The sequence below is a fragment of the Mucilaginibacter sp. P5_A6 genome, assembly GCF_056400585.1.
In genome coordinates, this window is record NZ_JBFUKZ010000003.1 from 240,092 (window position 1) to 261,194 (window position 21,103).

The following is a 21,103-nucleotide window of genomic DNA, read 5'->3' on the forward strand; positions in this document are numbered from 1 at the left end:
TGTAAAATAAGGCAGCGATTGCTTTTTTATTGTCAGAATTGACGCAGAATCAACATCGGTTTGGAAGGGGAAAAATTAATTTTTCTGCGTGAAATGGGTGTTTTCCTCAATGGAGACTGAAATTTGAAGAAAAAAAGTTGCGCGATTCTTTTTTGTGGGCTCACGTTTGTACACACATCTTTTTCTATAAAGTAAACGCCATTGATAGTTATAGAGAGAATGACGTTTTAAAAGATTTGTCATCCTGAACGGAGTGAAGGATCTATTCGCAGACTGTACAGGGTGAAGAAGCATGGCGGACAGTAGATCCTTCACTCCGTTCAGGATGACAAAAGAGTTTCTTTAGCAAATAAGTAATAGATAGAATCAGAAAGGCTATTACTTTCCCTTAAACTCTGCCTTGCGTTTACCAAAAAAAGCAGCAACACCTTCTTTAAAATCTTCGGTGCCGAAACATTTGCCAAACTCTTCTATTTCGGTTTGAAAACCATTTACGCCATCATTTAACCCTGCATTTACCGACCGGATGGCGGCAGCAAGGGCTAAAGGAGCCCGAAGCAGTATTTTATGCATTAGTTCCCCGGCTTTTTCCAGCAAGGATTCCTGGCCGACTACATGCGTAACTAATCCGTAATGGAGCGCCTCGGCAGCGGTGATCATATCGGCCGTAAGTATCATTTCAAGCGCCTTGCCTTTGCCCAACAGTTGTGCCAGGCGCTGGGTGCCGCCGTAGCCGGGTATTAATCCCAAAGTTACTTCGGGCAGGCCCATTTTAGCAGTTTCGGCAGCTATACGGATATGGCAGGCCATGGCCAGTTCAAGACCTCCGCCTAAAGCAAAGCCATTTATAGCCGCAAGTACAGGTTTGCTGCCATTAGCAATCTGGTCAAAAACTTTAGTTTGGTAATTGCGGGCAAGTGATGTTCCGGCATCGGCATCCAGGTCGGCAAATTCGCTGATATCAGCCCCGGCAACAAAGGCCTTCGCTCCTGCTCCGGTTATAATAATGCCGCCAATGGCCGGATTATTAAATGCATCAAAAAAAGCGGTATGCAGTTCGGTAAGCGTTTCCTTATTAAKCGCGTTGAGCTTATTTTCGCGGTTTATGGTGATATATTGTACGCGATCCTGGTTGGTGATCAATAAATTTTGAAATTTCATTGCAACTGTTATTTAAAAGTTACGGTGCTCATGTACCCAGCCTGTTATATATTTAACAATGTCCTGGGTGCTGGTTCCTGGTGGAAAAAGTTCGCCTACGCCCTGTTCTTTCAGCGCTATCATATCATCATTGGGGATAATGCCCCCGCCGGTAACCAGCACATCGTCCATCTCCTTCTCCTTTATTAATTTGAGTATCCTGGGGAAAACGGTCATGTGCGCTCCGGATAATATGGAGATACCAATGGCATCCACGTCCTCCTGCAGGGCGGTATTTACCACCATTTCGGGTGTTTGGCGCAAACCGGTATAAATTACCTCCATGCCGGCATCGCGCAGCGAGGTAGCAATAATGCGTGCCCCGCGGTCGTGCCCGTCAAGCCCTACTTTGGCAACTAAAACGCGGATGGGTCGGTTAAAGGTATTACTCATGTAAACCGGATTGGTTGTGGTAAAAGTAATAAGAAAATTATGATGTTGTGTTATTTGACTCACGCAAAGGTGCTAAGACGCTAAGAAAAACTATTAAACAATGTTATTCTAAAATAAACCGATCCTTTGCGTCTTAGCATCTTTGCGCGCCTACCTCCTGATCTCAAAAAATAAATTTTAACTTTGGCCCTGTTATGACGATCAGTGCGGCAACTCCATTTAATTTACTCAACCAGGATCTTTTATTGCTACCCCAAAAAGCCATTTACTGGCAGCAGCAAAAAGCTTTAATTATTGCCGATGTGCATTTTGGCAAGGTAGGGCATTTCCGTAAAGCAGGCATAGCCGTGCCAAGGGATATGGAACAAAGCGACCTGGCTACTATATCCGACCTGATTTATGAACATCAACCCGAAAAGCTACTGTTCCTTGGCGACCTGTTCCACAGTGATATGAACAATGACTGGGATTGGTTCATTCTTTGGCGCAGCCAGTTCCCCGCTCTGCAGATCATCCTAATAAAAGGTAATCACGATATTATAGCCGACAGCCACTACCAAAAACTCAACATCGAACTACATGATGAACTGCTGATGGCTCCATTCCTGATGCTGCACCACCCCTTGCCCGATGATACGCTGCAAAACGCTGCCGGTTATGTTTTTTGCGGGCATATTCACCCTGGGGTAAACCTTAGCGGCAAGGGAAGGCAAAGCATTACCCTGCCCTGTTTTGCATTTAGCGGCAGGCAGGCTATACTACCCTCCTTTGGCAAATTCACCGGCAAAGTGGCTATTCGCAGCCAGCGAAAAGATAAAATATTTGCTGTTTTGAAGGATAAGGTAATTGTTATTGCCTAACCACGCGGCCTTGCAGCAAGCATTTTACGCATAAAAGGAGTGTAATTGCATTGTAATTTCTTAGATTGATTCTAAATAGCTTTTTTGCGGTTAATAAGCCGGATGCATTTATATCTTTTGGCATTTAATAAATACTTTTGCCAAAATAAATCTAATTCATAATGAGCGAAATTAAACAAACCTTTAACTCATCGCTGGGAAAAAAGCTTATCATGGCTTTAACAGGCTTGTTTTTGTGTACTTTTATTATAGTACACCTTGGGGGCAACCTGTTGTTATTTAGCAACGATAATGGCTTTGGTTTTAATGTGTATGCCAATTTTTTAACACATTTTCCACCTATCGAGGTTATTGCATACCTGCTTTACCTTTCAATCCTGGTACATGCGCTGTACGCGCTTATTTTAACGGTTAAAAACCGTAAGGCACGCCCGGTTGGTTATGCGGTGGCCGCAAAATCTGATGCAAGCTGGTCATCAAAAAACATGGGGTTGCTGGGTTCAATCCTGTTTTTATTCATCGTGATCCACATGGGCGATTTTTGGTTCAAGTATAAATATACCAACGATGTTGCTTTTAAGGAGTACCGCACAGATCTGGCAACAGGCAAAACAAMCGAGTCTGCTTATACTCCGGTATCTGAAGACTTTAACCACTCTGTATCTACCGAAAACAATGTAGAAATAGTTAGGTTAAAAAACCTGCATGCACGTGTGGTATATAGCTTTAGCCATTTGTGGTATGTGCTTTTCTATGTAATAGCAATGGGCGCACTATCGTTCCACCTGCTGCATGGTTTCCAGAGCGCCTTCCGCACACTGGGCTGGGTACATCGTAAATACACGCCTATAGTATACGCGGTAGGTACATGGTTCTTTGCGGTGATTATTCCGCTGCTTTTTGCAGCCATGCCGGTGTACTACTATTTTTTTGTACGCTAAATAAAGGTTGATTAAGTTAGATTAGGTTGATTTAGTTTGGACAAGTGAGTTATTAACCACTCACTACTCACCCAATCAACCACTCACTAAATATAAAATAGATAAGAAATGAGTTTAGATGCTAAAATTCCTCAAGGCCCATTAGCCGAAAAATGGAGCAAGCATAAATTTGACCTGAAGCTGGTTAACCCGGCCAACAAGCGTAAATACGATATTATTATTGTAGGTACAGGTTTGGCAGGCGCATCAGCCGCGGCTTCATTGGCCGAGTTGGGTTATAACGTAAAATCTTTTTGTTTCCAGGATAGCCCCCGCCGTGCGCACTCTATTGCAGCACAGGGTGGTATCAATGCAGCAAAAAACTACCAGAACGATGGTGACAGCGTGCACCGTTTGTTTTACGATACTATAAAAGGTGGCGACTACCGTGCCCGCGAAGGTAACGTGTACCGCCTTGCCGAAGTATCTGTGAATATAATTGACCAATGTGTTGCACAGGGCGTTCCCTTTGCACGCGAGTATGGTGGCTTGCTGGATAACCGTTCGTTCGGTGGTTCGCAGGTGTCACGTACGTTTTATGCACGCGGCCAAACCGGGCAACAACTACTTTTAGGCGCTTACTCGGCATTAAACCGCCAGATTCACGCCGGCAAAGTAAAAATGTACACCCGTACCGAAATGCTGGATGTTGTTACCATAGATGGCCATGCCAAAGGTATTGTTACCCGTAACATGATCACCGGTGCTATTGAAACACATGCAGGCCACGCGGTATTGTTATGTACCGGCGGATACAGCAACGTGTTCTACCTGTCAACAAATGCAATCGGTTCAAATGTAACCGCTGCCTGGAGAGCACACAAACGCGGTGCTTTCTTTGGTAACCCTTGCTATACCCAAATTCACCCAACATGTATCCCGGTAACCGGCGACCACCAGTCAAAGCTTACGCTGATGTCTGAGTCGTTACGTAACGATGGCCGCGTTTGGGCGCCCAAAACTGTAGAGATTGCCGAGCAGTTACGTAAAGGAACACTTAGGGCCGACCAGGTTAAAGAGGACGACCGCGATTACTTCCTGGAACGTAAATATCCGGCGTTTGGTAACCTTGTTCCGCGCGATGTGGCCTCACGCAACGCAAAGGAAATGGTTGAAGAAGGTAAAGGTGTAGGCGGCTCGGGCTTTGCGGTATTCCTTGACTTTGCCGATGCTATCAAGCGTTTAGGCGAAGAAACAGTGAAAGCAAAATACGGTAACCTGTTTGATATGTATATCCAGATTACCAATGAGAACCCATACAAACAGCCAATGCGTATTTACCCTGCCGTTCACTATACCATGGGCGGACTTTGGGTTGATTATAACCTGAGCACCAATGTACCGGGTTTATATGCTTTGGGCGAATGTAATTTCTCTGATCACGGCGCTAATCGTTTAGGTGCTTCTGCTTTGATGCAGGGTTTATCTGATGGCTATTTTGTAATCCCTTTTACCCTTGGCGATTACCTGGCTAAAATTGGGCCTAAAAAAGTGGATACATCACACCCTGCTTTTGAAGCAACTAAAAAGGATGTGATTACCTATATCAATAAATTACTGGCTTTAAAAGGGACCAAAACTGTTAACGAATACCACCGCGACCTTGGCCACATCATGTGGGAATATTGCGGAATGGCCCGTACAGAAGAAGGATTGAAAAAAGCCAAAGGATTAATACAGGCACTGAAAGCTGATTTCTGGAAAAACGCGATCGTAACCGGCGAAAATGAAGAAGTAAACGCTTCGCTGGAAAGAGCAGGCCGGATTGCCGACTTTATTGAGCTGGGCGAACTGATGGTTGATGATGCACTGATGCGCCGCGAATCATGCGGTGGTCACTTCAGGGTTGAATCGCAAACCGAAGATGGCGAAGCCAAACGTGATGATGAAAACTTCGCGTTTGTTGCAGCCTGGGAATTTAAAGGTGAAAACCAGCCCGAAGTGTTACACAAAGAACAATTGGTATTTGAATCAGTTCATTTATCACAACGAAATTATGCTTAGTTAGATTTGAGATGTGAGATATGAGATTTGAGACCGGAATTTTAAATCACGTATCTGAATAAAGTGAAGATTAGAAATTTACCATATTGCAAAAGAGTTGATCTCATATCTAAAATCTCACACCTCATATCTAAAAAATGCATAATCTGAAGGAATTGAAAATTTGGCAAAAAGCTATTGATCTGGCAGTTGCTGTATATAAAGCAACTATAAGTTATCCGGCCGATGAGAGGTTTGGATTAACAAGTCAAATAAGGAGAGCAGCCGTTTCAATTTCTTCAAATATTGCTGAAGGTGCAGGTAGAAATTCGAAAAAGGAATTTTGTAATTTTTTAGGCATAGCTAATGGCTCTGCTTATGAGTTGCAAACGCAATTAGTTATATCAAACAAATTAAATTTATTAAAAGATGAATTATTGAATGACTTACTCAAACAGATTGAAGAATTGCAGAAAATGAACTATGCTTTTCAAAAGATGTTATTGAATTAGTGATCTGATAAAATGTCTCATATCTCAAATCTCATATCTCAAATCTAAATAGAATGAACGGAAATATGAACCTGACGCTGAAAGTATGGCGTCAAAAAAACGCTCAGACATCGGGCAAATTTGTGACTTACAAGGCCGAAAATATTTCGCCTGATATGTCATTCCTGGAAATGCTTGACGTTGTTAACGAAAGTTTGACCCATAAAGGCGACGAGCCGATCAACTTTGACCACGATTGCCGCGAAGGTATTTGCGGCATGTGTTCGTTGTATATCAACGGTCACCCGCATGGACCAAAAAGGGGTATTACAACCTGCCAGCTGCACATGCGCACCTTTCATGACGGCCAAACCATCACTATTGAGCCATGGCGCGCCTCTGCTTTCCCGGTTATAAAAGACCTGGCAGTTGATCGTTCAGCGTTCGATAGGATCCAGCAGGCTGGCGGTTACGTATCAGTTAATACTGGCGGCGTACCAGATGGTAACGCCATAGCTATCCCCAAAGTAATTGCCGACGAGGCCTTTAACTCTGCTACCTGTATAGGTTGCGGCGCTTGTGTTGCTGCCTGTAAAAATGCTTCGGCCATGCTTTTTGTTGGGGCTAAGATCACCCAGTTAGGTTTATTGCCGCAAGGCCAGCCAGAGCGCTATCGCCGTGCACAATCAATGGTAGCCCAAATGGACGAGGAAGGATTTGGCAGTTGTACCAACACAGGTGCATGCGAAGCCGAATGCCCTAAAGAAATTAAGCTAACCAACATTGCCCGCATGAATAATGATTTCTTCAGCGCAAAGCTGTTTAGGGAAGAAGAAATTCACGAAGAAAAACACTAAGCTATTTTGCCTGCAAAATTAAAAGGCCCGGGAGTTTCCCGGGCCTTTTTGGTTATTGTATTATGATTAATTTTATTACTGTGTATTTACAAATACGTTCTGCAATGTCCTGGAAGGCTGTGGATCTGCACCCGGAAAAAAGGTGCGCTGTTTGTCGGCCAACGTTTTTAAATAATCATTTAACATATTGCCTGCTTGTGAGATGGCATTGCCTGTATCAGTACCCCCGGCCCGGCAGCTGTTTTTTGTAAACTGAATAGTATGGATCCGGATAGTTTGCCATTTAATAATGTTAATCCTTATGGTCCACGCATAATAAAAATAGTAATCAATGCGTAATAAGCCAAATTCTGCATTATATAAGCTGGCATCGCCGTTAAGCTTCTTGGTATAAAATTGCAGTTGCTGGTCGGTTATTATTTGCAGGTTTGCCGAAGAAAGGTCACCACCACAATCGGCATACTCATTATCATATTCTTCTTTAAGATTATTAAAATCGGTAAAATATTCAACATACAGATGGTCATAGATCTCCTGGGTAGCAATCAACGTATGCCTGTTATGGGCGGCCCCTTCTTTTATATGCTCGTTAAAGTTTAAATGTGCCCTCTCTTCAATTTCGCTTTTGGTTCGCCCGCATTCACTACAAAATAAACCTTTCCTGTATTCCTGCACATTAAATTCATACTTTTTACGCCTGTCTTCAATTTTTACTTTAATCCTTTCCACCTTTATTTTACAACCATCATCAGCAACGTCGGCAAGCACAGTTGTTTGTGCCAACGCAGGATAATTTGCCAGGAAAAAGATTATACCTAAAATAGTTTTCATATTAAAGTACGATAAGCTTGAAACAGGCTGGTTTAAATATATGGTTACTACCAAATTAAGCAGAATACTTGGTATAAATTCCATATCTGAACCATTTTTGAGCAATTGTAAACTAAGTTGTATAATAATCCGGCATCATGTAAACCCTAACGCGGGTAGTTTCTATAAAAGGTGACCTATACCTGCAATTTAACTTGTTTGTTCCGGCTTAATTAATTACATCCTTCGGTTGCCTTACATCAGCAAGCGAAGGATGTTTTTTTTGAGAAATTTTGTGGTATCGCTTTCATCTTCGCCAGCAATTATCATTAACTTTAGCAGAACCCGATCCTAACATTAGAAACACAAAATCGGTGCTAAACCTTTGAAGAATATATCTAAACTTTCTGATACGGTATCAATTGCATTAAACTTTGTTGCTGCTTTAGCGGACAATGAACCTTTTGCCCGTTTATTATTACCACAGCCTGCGGGCAACAGCAACACCGCCTTACATAATAAGCCACATTTTTTAATTATTTGACGTAACTAACATGAATAATTGCAACAGGTATATGATTGATGAATGATTTTAAGCGAAGATAATTAGACTTTTAAACCGAGTTTTACCCGTATAAATTACCATATCATTACTCAAACTTAGCCAAAAATGAAAAATCAATTAAAATAATCGCAAAAAATTAAAAATAATTTGCTTTTTTATCAAAAACACTTCATAAATTACATTTTTAAAAAATAACTGATTAGTAACTTTCAAACTTTCACAATTTTCTATGCAGGAATCAGCTTATTTTAATAAATATAACCCTATTGGGGGTGTTTGGGACGAAATGTACGGCTCGGATAGCAATGTTCGTGAGCATTATCGCAAGGTAATTGAATATATTTCAAATGAATCAGCCGACGACCTGAACAAAAAAGAAGAGCTGGCTAAGCGCCTGTTCATGAGCCAGGGTATCACGTTCACCGTGTACAACAGTGGTGAAGGCATCGAAAAGATTTTTCCGTTTGATATCATTCCCCGTATTATTACCGCCAGCGAATGGGCTTTTGTAGAGCGCGGCATTAAGCAGCGCCTTACCGCGCTTAACCATTTCCTGAAGGATATTTACAATAACCAGTTTATTGTAAAAGACGGTATTGTACCGATAGATATTATTTACTCCTGCCCGCATTTTTTGCGGGAGATGTACCAGCTAAAGGTGCCATATGATATCTATGTGCATATTTCTGGTATCGACCTGATCCGCGATGAGGATGGTACTTTCTATGTACTGGAAGATAACCTGCGTACCCCATCGGGCGTAAGTTATATGCTGGAGAACAGGGAGATCACAAAACGCCTATTCCCCGATCTGCTGCCGCAATGCGGGGTACGCAGCGTTACCGAGTATCCTACTATATTGTATAAAAATTTGCTGGCCATTTCACCAAGGCAAATCTCGAACCCAACTATTGTACTGTTAAGTCCGGGGATTTATAACTCTGCTTATTTTGAGCATACCACACTGGCCCGTTTAATGGGTGTTGAGCTGGTTGAGGGGCGCGACCTGGTAGTTAACAACCATAAGGTTTATATGAAAACAACCACGGGCTTACAACAGGTTGATGTAATATACCGCAGGGTTGATGATGAATATTTAGATCCGCTGGTGTTTAATCCGGCCAGTATGCTGGGGGTTGCCGGCATTATGGGTGCCTACCGTAAAGGAAACGTTGCCATTGTAAACGCCATAGGAACCGGCGTAGCCGATGATAAGGCTGTTTATGTTTATGTGCCCGATATGATCCGTTACTATCTGAACGAAGAGCCGATACTAAAAAACGTACCTACCCATCAATTAGGTAATCCCGACGAGCGCGAGCTTGTGTTTAAGAACCTTAATAAAATGGTGGTTAAAAAAACCAATGGCAGCGGCGGCTACGGCATGCTGATGGGCCATGCGGCCACTGAGCAGGAGATTGACGATTATAAAAAGGAGATCCTGAAAGATCCCCGTAACTTTATTGCGCAGCCAACCATAAGCCTTTCGTCGGCGCCCTGCTACATGCAGGGTTCACTAACACCACGCCGTATTGATCTGAGGCCTTATGCACTATACGGTCCGGATGGTATTGAAATTGTACCAGGCGGATTAACCCGTGTGGCATTAAAGGAAGGCTCATTGGTAGTAAACAGCTCGCAGGGCGGTGGCAGTAAGGATACATGGGTGCTGGCTTAGTGCCCCCCGGCCCACTAAAGGGGGAGGAAGTGTGCAAGCGACAAAAGGCAAACTTGAAAAATAGACTTTATAAATTAAACAAATCGAAAAATTCCCCCTTTAGGGGGATAGGGGGCTAATATGTTAAGCAGGGTTGCAGCAAGTTTTTATTGGTTAAGCCGTTACATTGAGCGCAGTGATGGTATGTTGCGGATGCTCAAAATTAATTATGCCTCATCGCAGGATACGGTACAGGAATTTACCTGGGAGCCGGTAGTAAGGATATTTGCCGGTTTGAATGAAGATGGAGCCGATCAGCTGGATAATGACAGCCGGGCGGTTTTGAAGTATATGGTTACGGGCAAAAACAACCCTAATTCTATACTAAGCATCATTACACTGGCCCGGGAGAATGCCCGTGGCGTACAGGAACACATCACCAAGGATCTTTGGCAATGCCTTAACGAGTATTACCACACCGTAAAAGATTCGCGCCTGGAGCGCTCCTTACAGCGTGAGGACCCTATTGGTGTACTTGATGTACTAATAAAGCAGGTAATGCTTTATTACGGCACGGTGGAGATTACGATGGAGCGTGGCGAAGGTCGCAGTTTTATGAATATTGGTAAATATTTGGAGCGTGCCATACAATCGGTGGATATTTTGGATACCAAATTCAGCTCGATAAGTGATAACCCCGATCTATTAACCGATACCACCTATTGGAAACATCTGCTGCTTTCTTTAGGCGGATATGAGTTGTACCTGAAAACTTACCGGGAAGGTTTTGAAGCCGAAAACATATTGGAGCAGGTTGTTCTGAATAATGATTTCCCACGTTCGGTTATCTATTCGGTAAACAATATTCAGCGTTATTTTGACAGGTTGAAGAATGATAGCAATGTTGATACTTTCCGCGAGATGTCATTCCAAATCGGGCGTTTACAAAGCCGGATCAAATACAGCTCGGTAAAAAGCATCCGGGCCGAAGGATTGCATTTGTTTTTAACCCAGATAAGGAATGAACTTCATGGTATAGGTAATTCACTTAATGAATATTACTTCGCAAACTCCTAATAATTCGAAAATTCGCTGATTTGAAAATTTGAAAATGATTAAATAAACAATTTGAAGATTAATAAATGGATAATCAGATTCATTTATCAAATTCTCAAATTAACTAATTGAACAAATTAACTAATTAAAGATATGCCTGAATTTAAAATACAACATATAACCAAATATACCTATGAGGGCATGGTACGGGATAGCGCCAACCAAATCATATTGTACCCTATCAAAGATGAGTACCAGGATGTAATAACCCAGGAAATAAACATAACAGGCAACCCTGTTGTGGATACGCATATTGATTATTACGGCAATGAAGTTGGCAGTTTTACCTATAGCGAACCGCACGCGGTAATGCTTATCAACTCAAAACTAAGTGTTACCACTAAGCAAAGACCGTCACCCGTTAATGATATCTTCCCCGAGCAACAATGGGAGTACCTGAAACATATCCAGTACATGGTGCCTTACATTGATTTTTTAAAGCAGGAATATTTTGAGGGCTTTCCCGAACTGCAGGTGGTTGTGAACAAGGAAAGACAAAAAGATGATACACCCTACCAGATAGCCCTGCGCTTTTGCAGTTATGTTTACCAGAACTTCAATTACATAAAAGGTGTTACAACAGTTGAAACTACACTTGATGAAGTATGGAACTTAAAAGCTGGCGTTTGCCAGGATTTTGCGCATATTTTAATGGTGATGCTGCGCTTATTAAAGATCCCGGCGCGTTATGTGAGCGGATATATTTGCACCCATAGCAGCGCTATGCGCGGCGAAGGCGCTACCCACGCCTGGGCCGAAGCTTATATCCCGGATTACGGTTGGCTGGGTATCGATCCTACCAATAACTGTATTGCTAATGAAACCCACGTTCGCCTTGCAGTAGGCAGAAATTTTTCAGATTGTTCGCCTGTTAAAGGTGTATACAAAGGTTCATCGGGCCATAAACTGGAAGTGGCGGTTACTGTTGATGATGAGAACGATTTTACTATTGAAGATAAACCCCACCCTGGTGCACCATCGCAAGCTGCAACCGATACACCCAAAAACAGCTACCAACGATACATGGAAATAATTCAACAGCAACAACAGCAGCAGCAATAATTAATTTGAAAATTTGGTAATTTGAAGATTTGAAAATGAATTCGAAAATTGAAGTACTACAGCAATTTTCAAATTAACACGCAATAGTTAATTTTAAAGCTCGGCAATTTGAAGATTTTAAAAGTGAATTCGAAAATTGAAATACTAAAACAATTTTCAAATTAACACATCTTCAAATTTCCAATTAATTACACTTTCTTAATCGTTTCCATTAGTACGGGGATCTTTGGCACTTTATCATAGGTCTGGAAAAGCTTCCCGTTTTTGTCGTATATGGCAATATATGGGGTATTCTGCACATGGTAATAACGCTGCACTACATAAGTGTATCCTTCGGTACCAATGATGATATTGTGGTATTTGGCCAAATCAAAATCACGCTGAAATACTTGTATAGCCTTTAGTTGGTTTACAAAAGTGATCATCACTATCTGCACACCTTTAAGCTTATCCAGCTCTGGTTTCAAATCATACATCAGGCGCTGGCAGTGACTGCAATCCGGCGAAAAATAGATCACCATTACTGGTTTGTTCTTTTTCAAGTCGGCAGGCGTAACATAAACACTGTCGGTAGTCAATATATGGTATGGGGCTATTTTGCTATTTGCAGGCATGGTTTGCGCCTGGCTGCAGCCGGCTGCAACAATAAGGCATAGCAGCAAGTATATTCTTTTCATTATATTAATGTAATATTTCATTAAAGCATAGTTACGATATTTTTAGCTTTCGAGCAATTCTATCTGCCAGGCAATATGCTCCTCAGTTATGGGAAATAACGCATTTTCTCTCACAGTATGATACACGGCATCAAATAAACCATTATAATTACCTTTATCTGACGGTACCCACTCCACCGTTTTCTCGTTATCAGCCCCCATCAACACCAGTTTACCTTCGCTGCCTTCAGGTTCTATACCAAAACCGTTGTCGGTTGGCATCATACCTGTATCCAGTTGCGCTTCCTGCACATCGGTACGCAGCTTTACAAAGCTACCCAGGGTGCCATGTATTACAAAACCAGGCAAGTGTTCGGCAATGAGCAAACCCGACGTTAAGTATACGTTTAGCTGGTTTGGATAGCTCAGGTGAATATTAAAATAATCGTCTACCTGCGATCCCGGCCTGTGTGTAGCTGTAGTTTTGATATAGCTTAACGGCTTGCCAAATATGCTGATTGCATTATCAACCAGGTGAGCGCCAAGGTCGTAAGTTAAGCCATTACCCGGCGTTTCTTTAGTTTCTTTGAATTGCTTTACCCCTATAGGCATACGGTACCTGTCGAGCCTGAAATGCACTTCTATCAATTCGCCAAGCCTGCCGCTTTCTATTACTTTCTTTACAGATATAAACCCACTATCATACCTGCGGTTATGGTAGATCATCACATGTAAGCCGAGCTTTCTGCCCAGATCAAACAGAGCCTTCACCTCTGCCGAAGTAACTGCTGCCGGTTTTTCTATCAGCACATGTTTACCGGCATTAAGTGCCCGCATGGCATAGTCAAAGTGGGTATCATTTGGCGTATTAACAACAATCAATTCAATTTCGGCATCATTTAGCAGTTCATCCACAGTATTATAGCTAATTACATCAGGATATACTTTAGCTGCCTTTTTTTCATGGCGTTCTACAACCGCCTTAAAAGTAAAGCCGGTATTAGTGCTTAAAAACGGTGCATGAAAAATTCTGCCCGACATGCCGTAGGCCATCAGGCCCGATACTATTGGTTTTGTTGACATTGATATTTGTTTGCCTTTTGTTTGGAAGTAAAAATAAGATTATTTCTGAAAGGCACCAGAAATAATAGGTTATTCTTTACTTTCATTGGGTGCGCAGCGTGGAGATCTCTAAATTGTACAGAGCAAGTCGAAAAGTTCGATTTGCATAGCCAATTTACCTATGTAGAGATTGCTCCGTCCTCTTTCAGAATCTCGGATTTTAGCTCTTATAGCGGCATTATTATAAGTTATTGATTATCAATATGTATTCCTTACACATAAACCTCTTAGCCGTCATTGCGAGGAACGAAGCAATCCCCGATTTACAGAGTAGCTGTGCAAATCCGCTCTGTATTTTGGGGATTGCTTCGTCGTACCTCCTCGCAATGACGATCACGAGGTGATTGTGGTACCCATACCTGTCATTACTGTTTTTTCCAGCTCGGCTGGTCGTTCCGCAACGACGTTCAGGAGGCGGTTGTGATATCCATACATATCATTACTGTTTTTTCCAGCTCGGCTGGTCGCCACTCGTATAACGGTTGAAAAAAACAGGAAAATGAAAATGCACAAAAAAGCCCGGCTGAAATAATCCAACCGGGCTTCACAATGTATTTAATTAACGAAAACTTAGTTTTTTTCGTCTTTTACTTCTTCAAAGTCAACATCAGTTACAGTGTCACCATGATCCTGGGCACCTGCACCCGGGTTACCTTCCGGCTGACCGCCTTGCTGAGCGTCGCCTGCAGCTTTGTACATCTCTTCGGATGCAGTAGCCCATGCAGCGTTCAATTCAGTTTGAGCAGCATCAATTGCATCAAAGTCTTTAGCAGCATAAGCCTCTTTCAGCTTAGTCAAACCAGCTTCAATCGGAGCTTTCTTGTCGGCAGATATTTTATCGCCATACTCCTTCAATTGTTTTTCTGTAGAGAAGATCAGGGCATCAGCGCCATTTAGTTTTTCAACTTCTTCGCGTGCTTTTTTGTCGGCATCAGCGTTAGCTTCTGCTTCGTCTTTCATCTTCTTGATTTCGGCATCAGTTAAGCCCGAAGAAGCTTCGATACGGATCTTTTGCTCTTTACCGGTTGCTTTATCTTTTGCAGATACATGCAATATACCATTGGCATCAATATCAAAGGTTACTTCAATTTGTGGCACACCGCGAGGTGCTGGTGGAATGCCATCCAAATGGAAACGGCCTATAGTACGGTTACCCGCAGCCATTGGGCGCTCACCCTGTAATATGTGGATCTCAACAGATGGCTGGCTATCGCTGGCAGTTGAGAATGTTTCAGATTTTTTAGTTGGGATAGTTGTGTTTGACTCAATTAGTTTTGTCATTACGCCACCCATAGTTTCAATACCTAATGAAAGCGGGGTAACATCCAACAACAACACATCCTTAACTTCACCTGTTAACACACCACCTTGAATAGCGGCACCAATTGCAACAACTTCATCAGGGTTAACACCTTTTGAAGGCGTTTTACCAAAGAATTTTTGAACAGCTTCCTGTATAGCAGGGATACGGGTAGAACCACCTACCAGGATAACTTCGTCGATATCAGAGGTGCTGTAACCAGCGTTTTTCAGCGCGGTTCTGCAAGGCTCAATAGTACGTTTAATCAGGGCATCAGCCAGTTGCTCAAATTTAGCACGGGTTAAAGTTTTAACCAGGTGCTTTGGCATACCATCGGCAGCAGTGATGTATGGCAAGTTAATTTCTGTTTGTGCAGAACTCGACAACTCAATTTTAGCTTTTTCGGCAGATTCTTTTAAACGTTGCAAAGCCATTGGATCTTTACGCAGATCAATACCTTCGTCGCTTTTAAATTCGTCAGCCAGCCAGTCAATAATTACCTGGTCAAAGTCATCACCACCTAAGTGTGTATCACCGTCAGTTGATTTTACTTCAAAAACGCCATCACCTAATTCAAGGATTGATACGTCATGTGTACCACCACCGCAATCAAATACGGCAATTTTCATATCCTTGTGCGCTTTATCAAAGCCATAAGCTAAGGCAGCAGCAGTAGGCTCGTTAATAATACGACGTACTTTTAAACCAGCAATTTCACCGGCTTCTTTAGTAGCCTGGCGCTGTGCATCGTTAAAGTAAGCTGGTACAGTGATAACAGCTTCGGTCACTTCATGTCCTAAAAAGTCTTCGGCAGTTTTCTTCATTTTCTGAAGAATCATTGCAGAGATTTCTTGCGGTGTGTATTTACGGTCGCCAATTTCAACACGCGGAGTGTTGTTATCACCTTTTACTACTTTATAAGGTACACGTGCAGCTTCACTTGTAACCTCGTTAAACTGGTTACCCATAAAGCGTTTGATAGACGAAATGGTTTTTGTAGGGTTAGTGATTGCCTGACGTTTTGCAGGATCGCCAACTTTACGCTCGCCGTTATCTATAAAAGCAACTACGGACGGCGTAGTACGTTTGCCCTCGCTGTTTGCTATAACTACAGGTTCGTTACCTTCCATTACAGCTACGCAGGAGTTTGTTGTTCCTAAGTCGATTCCAATTATTTTAGACATATGATTGATTTTTCTTGATTTTATTAATTTACTACAACTGCTATTTAACAACGTTTGTGCCAAACGCATTTGGCAGGGCATATGGTCAGGATGACAATTTATACGTCAGAAAAGTCATTGCAGGTGGTGACAGGTTGGCAGAAAAGTTGAGATTTGTTTAGGTGAAAGGCGAAATACGAAAGGTAAAAAGGTAATGTATAAGGGCTGAAAACTGGAATCGGAATTATTTAATGAAAAGTAAATTTGAATATAGAACCACTTAATTGTACTACCGGAAGATAAAGAGTAGTTAGTCCGCAAATTGTAACCCGTTCAAAAAACTTCTATCATTAGGTATTTTCAAATTATTCCCTCATCTTTACCTCAACAAAAATAACGCCTCTGTCATCCAACAATCCAAACAGGCATATTACTACGCCTGGAATTGCATAACAAAAGCTTTGTACACAAAGCTTGCCCTTCACTTTAAAAAAGAGAACAGGTTTACTATTGTTATTTAATTCCAAACAAATCAAATGTTTTTTATCGAATCGGAACGGTTAAAACTAATGCCGTTAACACACCAGCAGCTTTTGTTGCTAAGGCAAGACCGTGCACTCATGGAAATTTCTATCGGGCTAACACCGTCTTTCATGCTTGTCGAACCCCTTTATTATGCCGAAATCATAGATGCACTCGACAACTTCTGGCTACCCAACACCCTTGCATACCCCGAAAAATACCATTGGTATACCGATTGGGAACTGGTGCTTAAAAGCACAAATACATCGGTGGGCGGCATGGGCTTCGCCGGCTACCCCAATGATAATGGCGAAGCAGAGATAGGCTATATGATTGATGGCAACCATCACAACAAAGGCTTCGCGACAGAAGCTTTACAAACGATGATTACCTGGGCATTCACGCATCAATTTGTAATCGCTATCATTGTGCATACCTATGCAGATAACCTGCCATCGCGTAGGTTGCTGGACAAATGCGGATTTGAGCAGGTGGAAGATGTGGAGACATTGCTAACATACAGGTTAAATAGATAGCTACTTAACAGCTAATCCCGTCAATCCTATGTAATCCAGAAAATCGTATCACAAAAAAACGCCCTGCTCAAATGAACAGGGCGTTTTCTTATGTCAAAAAAAAGGAGATTAAATTCCTTTTTCAGCGTTCTCTTCTGCTTCAGGAGTTGCAGGAGCTTCAGTTTCGGCAACTGGTGCTTCTTTAACTTCATCTTCAACTACTACTGCTTCTTCAGCAGCAACCGGTGCAGCTGTTTTAGCTTTTGCAGAACCACCACGACGACGGGTTGATTTTTTAGCTGCGGCTGCTGTATCAGCACCGTAAACAGTGTTATAATCTACCAATTCAATGATCGCCATTTCGGCGTTATCGCCTAAACGGTTTTCTAATTTAATGATACGGGTATAACCACCTGGGCGGTTAGCTATTTTCTCAGCAATCTCGCGGAAAAGGATAGTTGTAGCATCTTTGTCTTGCAAATAGCTAAACACCGTACGACGGGAGTGAGTAGTATCGTTTTTAGATTTTGTTAAAAGTGGTTCAACATAACCGCGCAAAACTTTTGCTTTAGCTAATGTTGTAGTGATGCGCTTGTGTAAGATAAGCGAAGTTGCCATGTTTGACAGCATCGCCTTGCGATGGCTGGTAGTACGGCCTAAGTGATTGTTTTTGTTTCCGTGTCTCATTGTTTTAAATTATTTCACGTGCATACCGTCCGGCGATCAACTCAAGCCTTCGGAATTATGCCTTCGCTATTTTATATTAGATTTGGGATGTGAGATATTAGATTTGAGACTTAAGCCCCTCCCCTTTTACCCTGATCCCGGGTTATTATTATTAAATAAAAAATGTTAGATCGGAGGCGAGAAAAATCTCATGTCTCAAATCTAACATCTCATATCTTATTCTTCGTCTAACTTAAATTTAGACAGGTTCATGCCAAAAGATAAACCTTTTGATTTAACCAAGTCCTGAATCTCAGTTAATGATTTTTTACCAAAGTTCCTGAACTTTAACATATCAGCAACATCGTATGATACCAAATCGGCCAGGCTGCGGATATCAGCAGCTTTAAGGCAATTTAATGCGCGTACAGAAAGATCAAGATCAACCAGTTCTGTTTTAAGAATCTTGCGCATGTGCAGAATCTCTTCATCAACTTCTTTGGTTTCTTCTTTAGCCTGTGCTTCCAGCATCATGTTTTCATCGCTGAATAACATAAAGTGCTGAATAAGTATCTTGGCAGCTTCTTTCAATGCATCTTCCGGATGGATAGATCCATCGGTAGCAATATCCAAAACTAATTTTTCATAGTCGGTCTTTTGCTCAACGCGATAGTTCTCGATGGTATATTTTACGTTTTTGATTGGCGTAAAGATAGAATCGATAGCAATAACGCCAACGTTTGCATCCGGGTTTTTATTTTCCTCGCTCGGAACATAACCACGGCCTTTACCTACAGTAAGCTCAATTTCAAGCGTTACTGATGAATCCATGTTGCAAAGTACAAGATCAGGATTTAACACAGTAAAGTTGTTTGAGAACTTAGTGATATCACCAGCTTTAAATGCGTCCTGGCCGTTTATGATAACAAATATTTTCTCGCTATCGCCAGATTCACCTGTTTTTTTGAAACGAACTTGCTTAAGGTTCAAAATGATCTCGGTTACGTCTTCAACAACACCTTTGATGGTTGAAAACTCATGCGTAACTCCCGAAAAACGAACAGAAGTTATTGCATAACCTTCCAGTGATGAAAGTAAGATACGACGTAGAGCATTACCAATGGTTACACCGAAGCCTGGTTCTAACGGACGAAATTCAAACGTTCCATCAAAATCATTCGATTTCTGCATGATAACCTTGTCTGGTTTTTGAAATGCTAAAATTGCCATTTATATCCTTTATTTATTGTTTACTTGATTATAGATTTTAGACGTGAGATTTTTAGATGTGAGATACTTACCCACGTTTTTTGAAATCCTATATCTAAACTCTTTTGCTTATTTTCTTGTATATGTATGAAACCAGAAATGAGACTTGAAAAAAACTCTCAAATCTCACATCTAAAATCTCATATCTTATTTAGAGTACAACTCAACGATTAAGTTCTCTTTAATGTTTTCAGGGATCTCATCGCGGTTAGGGTAGTTAAGGAATTTACCCGTTAAGGAATTTGCATCCCACTCTAACCAGCTGTATTTGTTGATTCTTCTTCCGGCTACTGATGTAGTAATAGCTTCAAGTGATTTAGATTTTTCACGTACAGAGATCACATCACCAGCTTTTAACGCATACGATGCAATGTTTACAACAGCACCGTTAACATTAATGTGTTTGTGATTAACCAATTGACGGGCTCCTGAACGTGTAGGCGATATACCTAAACGATAAACAGCGTTATCTAAACGGGCCTCTAAAAATTTCAGCAGGTTTTCGCCTGTGATACCTTCTTTAGCCGAAGCGCGGTGAAACAAGTTTTCGAACTGACGCTCTAATACACCGTAAGTGTATTTAACTTTTTGTTTCTCCATCAACTGAGTTGAATATTCTGACTGCTTTCCACGACGTTTGGAAGCTCCATGCATTCCGGGTGGATAGTTTTTACGTTCTAACGCTTTATCCGGACCGAAGATCGGCTCACGGAAACGACGTGCAATTTTGGACTTTGGTCCTGTATATCTTGCCATTTTTGTGTGTTCTTAAAGTATCATGCAGCCTTTAGCTGCAGAATCTTAGCTTTAAAAAATTTGTTAATTAAACTCTTCTTCTTTTAGACGGACGGCATCCATTGTGTGGAAGCGGTGTGATATCCTTTATCGTGGTAACTTCAATACCTGCTGTTTGCAAAGTACGGATAGCTGATTCACGACCAGCACCAGGGCCCTTTACAAATACTTCTACTTTACGTAAACCTAAGTCGTACGCAACTTTACCGCAATCGCCGGCAGCTTGTCCAGCAGCGTACGGAGTATTCTTTTTTGAACCTTTAAATCCCATTTTACCAGCTGACGACCATGAAATAGCCTGGCCGGTTTTGTTGGTAAGGGTGATAATAATGTTGTTAAAAGTTGCATTGATGTGTGCTTCGCCAACAGGCTCTACAATTACAATGCGCTTTTTGGTAACTTTTTTACTTTTAGCCATTTTTCTGATTATTGAGTTTACGAATTACTTGGTTAATACAATAACCAGGACCCGTAACCATTCTTTATAACTTATATTCCTGATAAGCTTAAAGTATATATCTACTCACCGCTCACCAATCACTATTTACTACTTAGTAGCTTTCTTTTTGTTAGCAACTGTTTTACGTTTTCCTTTACGGGTACGTGAGTTGTTCTTAGTACGCTGACCACGTAATGGTAAACCTTTACGGTGGCGTGTACCACGGTAGCAACCAATATCCATTAAACGTTTAATGTTTAACTGAACCTCTGAACGAAGTGAACCTTCCACTTTGATCTGATCGTTAATGATCCCACGGATTGCGGCTAACTGATCATCGCTCCAGTCTTGCACTTTGGTATTAAAATCAATACCAGCCTCAGTCAAAATCTTTTGAGCTGTTGAGCGGCCTATACCGAAAATGTAAGTAAGTCCGATTTCTCCTCTTTTATTTTTTGGTAAATCAATACCTGATATCCTTGCCATATTTTTTATTTATTGATTGAGCGAATTATCGAATTATTGAAAACTCAATAACCCCCAAATTCTTTAATTGTTCTTAGCCCTGGCGTTGTTTGTACTTAGGATTCTTCTTGTTAATAACATAAAGTTTCCCGTTACGGCGAATGATCTTGCAATCAGCGCTGCGTTTCTTAATGGATGCTCTAACTTTCATCTCTTT

21 protein-coding genes are annotated in these 21,103 nt (G+C 41.6%); 9 read left to right on the top strand and 12 right to left on the bottom strand.

The features are described from left to right. Nucleotides 1-378 precede the first annotated feature (378 nt). Entirely contained in the window at nt 379-1,161 is a 783-nt protein-coding gene (locus tag AC1DO4_RS05225; RefSeq protein WP_477413619.1) for an enoyl-CoA hydratase-related protein, read from the bottom strand. Between the two features lie 12 nt (nt 1,162-1,173). Next, on the bottom strand, nt 1,174-1,593 hold the full coding sequence (locus tag AC1DO4_RS05230; RefSeq protein ID WP_477406399.1) for a cobalamin B12-binding domain-containing protein: 420 nt from the start codon (nt 1,591-1,593) through the stop codon (nt 1,174-1,176). 194 nt (nt 1,594-1,787) lie between these two features. Between AC1DO4_RS05230 and pdeM the strand changes: the two genes are divergently transcribed. The 5 genes from pdeM to AC1DO4_RS05255 all read left to right on the top strand — a co-directional run bounded on the left by pdeM (nt 1,788) and on the right by AC1DO4_RS05255 (nt 6,764). Next, on the top strand, nt 1,788-2,453 hold the full coding sequence (gene pdeM, locus AC1DO4_RS05235; RefSeq protein WP_477413620.1) for a ligase-associated DNA damage response endonuclease PdeM: 666 nt from the start codon (nt 1,788-1,790) through the stop codon (nt 2,451-2,453). 161 nt (nt 2,454-2,614) lie between these two features. After that, the gene (locus tag AC1DO4_RS05240) at nt 2,615-3,394 is read left to right on the top strand and encodes a succinate dehydrogenase cytochrome b subunit (protein ID WP_477413622.1); all 780 of its coding nucleotides are present in this window, start codon (nt 2,615-2,617) and stop codon (nt 3,392-3,394) included. 108 nt (nt 3,395-3,502) lie between these two features. Beyond that, nucleotides 3,503-5,437 (top strand): fumarate reductase/succinate dehydrogenase flavoprotein subunit, encoded by a 1,935-nt coding sequence (locus tag AC1DO4_RS05245; RefSeq protein ID WP_477413624.1) that lies wholly within the window; start codon nt 3,503-3,505, stop codon nt 5,435-5,437. Nucleotides 5,438-5,574: 137 nt separating this feature from the next. Beyond that, the gene (locus AC1DO4_RS05250) at nt 5,575-5,928 is read left to right on the top strand and encodes a four helix bundle protein (protein WP_477413626.1); all 354 of its coding nucleotides are present in this window, start codon (nt 5,575-5,577) and stop codon (nt 5,926-5,928) included. 53 nt (nt 5,929-5,981) lie between these two features. Continuing rightward, on the top strand, nt 5,982-6,764 hold the full coding sequence (locus AC1DO4_RS05255) for a succinate dehydrogenase/fumarate reductase iron-sulfur subunit (RefSeq protein ID WP_477413628.1): 783 nt from the start codon (nt 5,982-5,984) through the stop codon (nt 6,762-6,764). Nucleotides 6,765-6,839: 75 nt separating this feature from the next. On the opposite strand, the gene AC1DO4_RS05260 is transcribed toward AC1DO4_RS05255, so the two are convergent. After that, nucleotides 6,840-7,679 carry a hypothetical protein gene (locus AC1DO4_RS05260; protein ID WP_477413630.1) on the bottom strand — a complete coding sequence of 280 codons (840 nt, stop codon included), beginning with the start codon at nt 7,677-7,679 and terminating at the stop codon, nt 6,840-6,842. 689 nt (nt 7,680-8,368) lie between these two features. Between AC1DO4_RS05260 and AC1DO4_RS05265 the strand changes: the two genes are divergently transcribed. From AC1DO4_RS05265 to AC1DO4_RS05275, 3 genes are all read left to right on the top strand, one after another. Then, on the top strand, nt 8,369-9,817 hold the full coding sequence (locus tag AC1DO4_RS05265) for a circularly permuted type 2 ATP-grasp protein (protein ID WP_477407928.1): 1,449 nt from the start codon (nt 8,369-8,371) through the stop codon (nt 9,815-9,817). A 120-nt stretch (nt 9,818-9,937) separates the two neighbouring features. Then, nucleotides 9,938-10,873 (top strand): alpha-E domain-containing protein, encoded by a 936-nt coding sequence (locus AC1DO4_RS05270; RefSeq protein WP_477407926.1) that lies wholly within the window; start codon nt 9,938-9,940, stop codon nt 10,871-10,873. Between the two features lie 132 nt (nt 10,874-11,005). Continuing rightward, entirely contained in the window at nt 11,006-11,974 is a 969-nt protein-coding gene (locus AC1DO4_RS05275; protein WP_477413632.1) for a transglutaminase family protein, read from the top strand. Nucleotides 11,975-12,162: 188 nt separating this feature from the next. Here AC1DO4_RS05275 and AC1DO4_RS05280 read toward each other — a convergent pair whose 3' ends face one another. From AC1DO4_RS05280 to dnaK, 3 genes are all read right to left on the bottom strand, one after another. Further along, nucleotides 12,163-12,651 carry a TlpA family protein disulfide reductase gene (locus AC1DO4_RS05280; RefSeq protein ID WP_477413634.1) on the bottom strand — a complete coding sequence of 163 codons (489 nt, stop codon included), beginning with the start codon at nt 12,649-12,651 and terminating at the stop codon, nt 12,163-12,165. A gap of 42 nt (nt 12,652-12,693) precedes the next feature. Further along, the gene (locus AC1DO4_RS05285; protein WP_477413636.1) at nt 12,694-13,713 is read right to left on the bottom strand and encodes a Gfo/Idh/MocA family oxidoreductase; all 1,020 of its coding nucleotides are present in this window, start codon (nt 13,711-13,713) and stop codon (nt 12,694-12,696) included. Between the two features lie 609 nt (nt 13,714-14,322). Beyond that, a complete protein-coding gene (dnaK, locus tag AC1DO4_RS05290; protein WP_477413638.1) occupies nt 14,323-16,236 on the bottom strand; it encodes a molecular chaperone DnaK in 1,914 nt (637 codons plus the stop codon). Nucleotides 16,237-16,784: 548 nt separating this feature from the next. Here dnaK and AC1DO4_RS05295 point away from each other — a divergent pair. Further along, on the top strand, nt 16,785-17,273 hold the full coding sequence (locus tag AC1DO4_RS05295) for a GNAT family N-acetyltransferase (protein WP_477413717.1): 489 nt from the start codon (nt 16,785-16,787) through the stop codon (nt 17,271-17,273). Between the two features lie 108 nt (nt 17,274-17,381). On the opposite strand, the gene rplQ is transcribed toward AC1DO4_RS05295, so the two are convergent. From rplQ to rpmJ, 6 genes are all read right to left on the bottom strand, one after another. Next, the gene (gene rplQ, locus AC1DO4_RS05300; protein ID WP_477405539.1) at nt 17,382-17,939 is read right to left on the bottom strand and encodes a 50S ribosomal protein L17; all 558 of its coding nucleotides are present in this window, start codon (nt 17,937-17,939) and stop codon (nt 17,382-17,384) included. Nucleotides 17,940-18,155: 216 nt separating this feature from the next. After that, a complete protein-coding gene (locus AC1DO4_RS05305; RefSeq protein WP_477405537.1) occupies nt 18,156-19,148 on the bottom strand; it encodes a DNA-directed RNA polymerase subunit alpha in 993 nt (330 codons plus the stop codon). 186 nt (nt 19,149-19,334) lie between these two features. Beyond that, complete coding sequence (gene rpsD / locus AC1DO4_RS05310) at nt 19,335-19,943, bottom strand: 30S ribosomal protein S4 (protein ID WP_477405535.1); 609 nt, start codon at nt 19,941-19,943, stop codon at nt 19,335-19,337. Between the two features lie 67 nt (nt 19,944-20,010). Continuing rightward, the gene (gene rpsK, locus AC1DO4_RS05315) at nt 20,011-20,400 is read right to left on the bottom strand and encodes a 30S ribosomal protein S11 (protein WP_259097382.1); all 390 of its coding nucleotides are present in this window, start codon (nt 20,398-20,400) and stop codon (nt 20,011-20,013) included. 129 nt (nt 20,401-20,529) lie between these two features. Continuing rightward, nucleotides 20,530-20,907 carry a 30S ribosomal protein S13 gene (rpsM, locus tag AC1DO4_RS05320; RefSeq protein WP_295717612.1) on the bottom strand — a complete coding sequence of 126 codons (378 nt, stop codon included), beginning with the start codon at nt 20,905-20,907 and terminating at the stop codon, nt 20,530-20,532. Nucleotides 20,908-20,980: 73 nt separating this feature from the next. Then, a complete protein-coding gene (gene rpmJ, locus AC1DO4_RS05325) occupies nt 20,981-21,097 on the bottom strand; it encodes a 50S ribosomal protein L36 (RefSeq protein ID WP_074487407.1) in 117 nt (38 codons plus the stop codon). Between the last annotated feature and the right edge of the window lie 6 nt (nt 21,098-21,103).

Coding starts and splice junctions, on each gene's coding strand:
- AC1DO4_RS05245 (WP_477413624.1), top strand. CDS start 3,503: ATGAGTTTAGATGCTAAAATTCCTCAAGGCCCATTAGCCGAAAAATGG.
- AC1DO4_RS05295 (WP_477413717.1), top strand. CDS start 16,785: ATGCCGTTAACACACCAGCAGCTTTTGTTGCTAAGGCAAGACCGTGCA.
- AC1DO4_RS05255 (WP_477413628.1), top strand. CDS start 5,982: ATGAACGGAAATATGAACCTGACGCTGAAAGTATGGCGTCAAAAAAAC.
- rplQ (WP_477405539.1), bottom strand. CDS start 17,939: ATGAGACACGGAAACAAAAACAATCACTTAGGCCGTACTACCAGCCAT.
- pdeM (WP_477413620.1), top strand. CDS start 1,788: ATGACGATCAGTGCGGCAACTCCATTTAATTTACTCAACCAGGATCTT.
- AC1DO4_RS05305 (WP_477405537.1), bottom strand. CDS start 19,148: ATGGCAATTTTAGCATTTCAAAAACCAGACAAGGTTATCATGCAGAAA.
- rpsK (WP_259097382.1), bottom strand. CDS start 20,400: ATGGCTAAAAGTAAAAAAGTTACCAAAAAGCGCATTGTAATTGTAGAG.
- AC1DO4_RS05280 (WP_477413634.1), bottom strand. CDS start 12,651: ATGAAAAGAATATACTTGCTGCTATGCCTTATTGTTGCAGCCGGCTGC.
- AC1DO4_RS05275 (WP_477413632.1), top strand. CDS start 11,006: ATGCCTGAATTTAAAATACAACATATAACCAAATATACCTATGAGGGC.
- rpsM (WP_295717612.1), bottom strand. CDS start 20,907: ATGGCAAGGATATCAGGTATTGATTTACCAAAAAATAAAAGAGGAGAA.
- AC1DO4_RS05260 (WP_477413630.1), bottom strand. CDS start 7,679: ATGGAATTTATACCAAGTATTCTGCTTAATTTGGTAGTAACCATATAT.
- AC1DO4_RS05230 (WP_477406399.1), bottom strand. CDS start 1,593: ATGAGTAATACCTTTAACCGACCCATCCGCGTTTTAGTTGCCAAAGTA.
- AC1DO4_RS05270 (WP_477407926.1), top strand. CDS start 9,938: ATGTTAAGCAGGGTTGCAGCAAGTTTTTATTGGTTAAGCCGTTACATT.
- AC1DO4_RS05250 (WP_477413626.1), top strand. CDS start 5,575: ATGCATAATCTGAAGGAATTGAAAATTTGGCAAAAAGCTATTGATCTG.
- AC1DO4_RS05265 (WP_477407928.1), top strand. CDS start 8,369: ATGCAGGAATCAGCTTATTTTAATAAATATAACCCTATTGGGGGTGTT.
- rpmJ (WP_074487407.1), bottom strand. CDS start 21,097: ATGAAAGTTAGAGCATCCATTAAGAAACGCAGCGCTGATTGCAAGATC.
- rpsD (WP_477405535.1), bottom strand. CDS start 19,943: ATGGCAAGATATACAGGACCAAAGTCCAAAATTGCACGTCGTTTCCGT.
- dnaK (WP_477413638.1), bottom strand. CDS start 16,236: ATGTCTAAAATAATTGGAATCGACTTAGGAACAACAAACTCCTGCGTA.
- AC1DO4_RS05285 (WP_477413636.1), bottom strand. CDS start 13,713: ATGTCAACAAAACCAATAGTATCGGGCCTGATGGCCTACGGCATGTCG.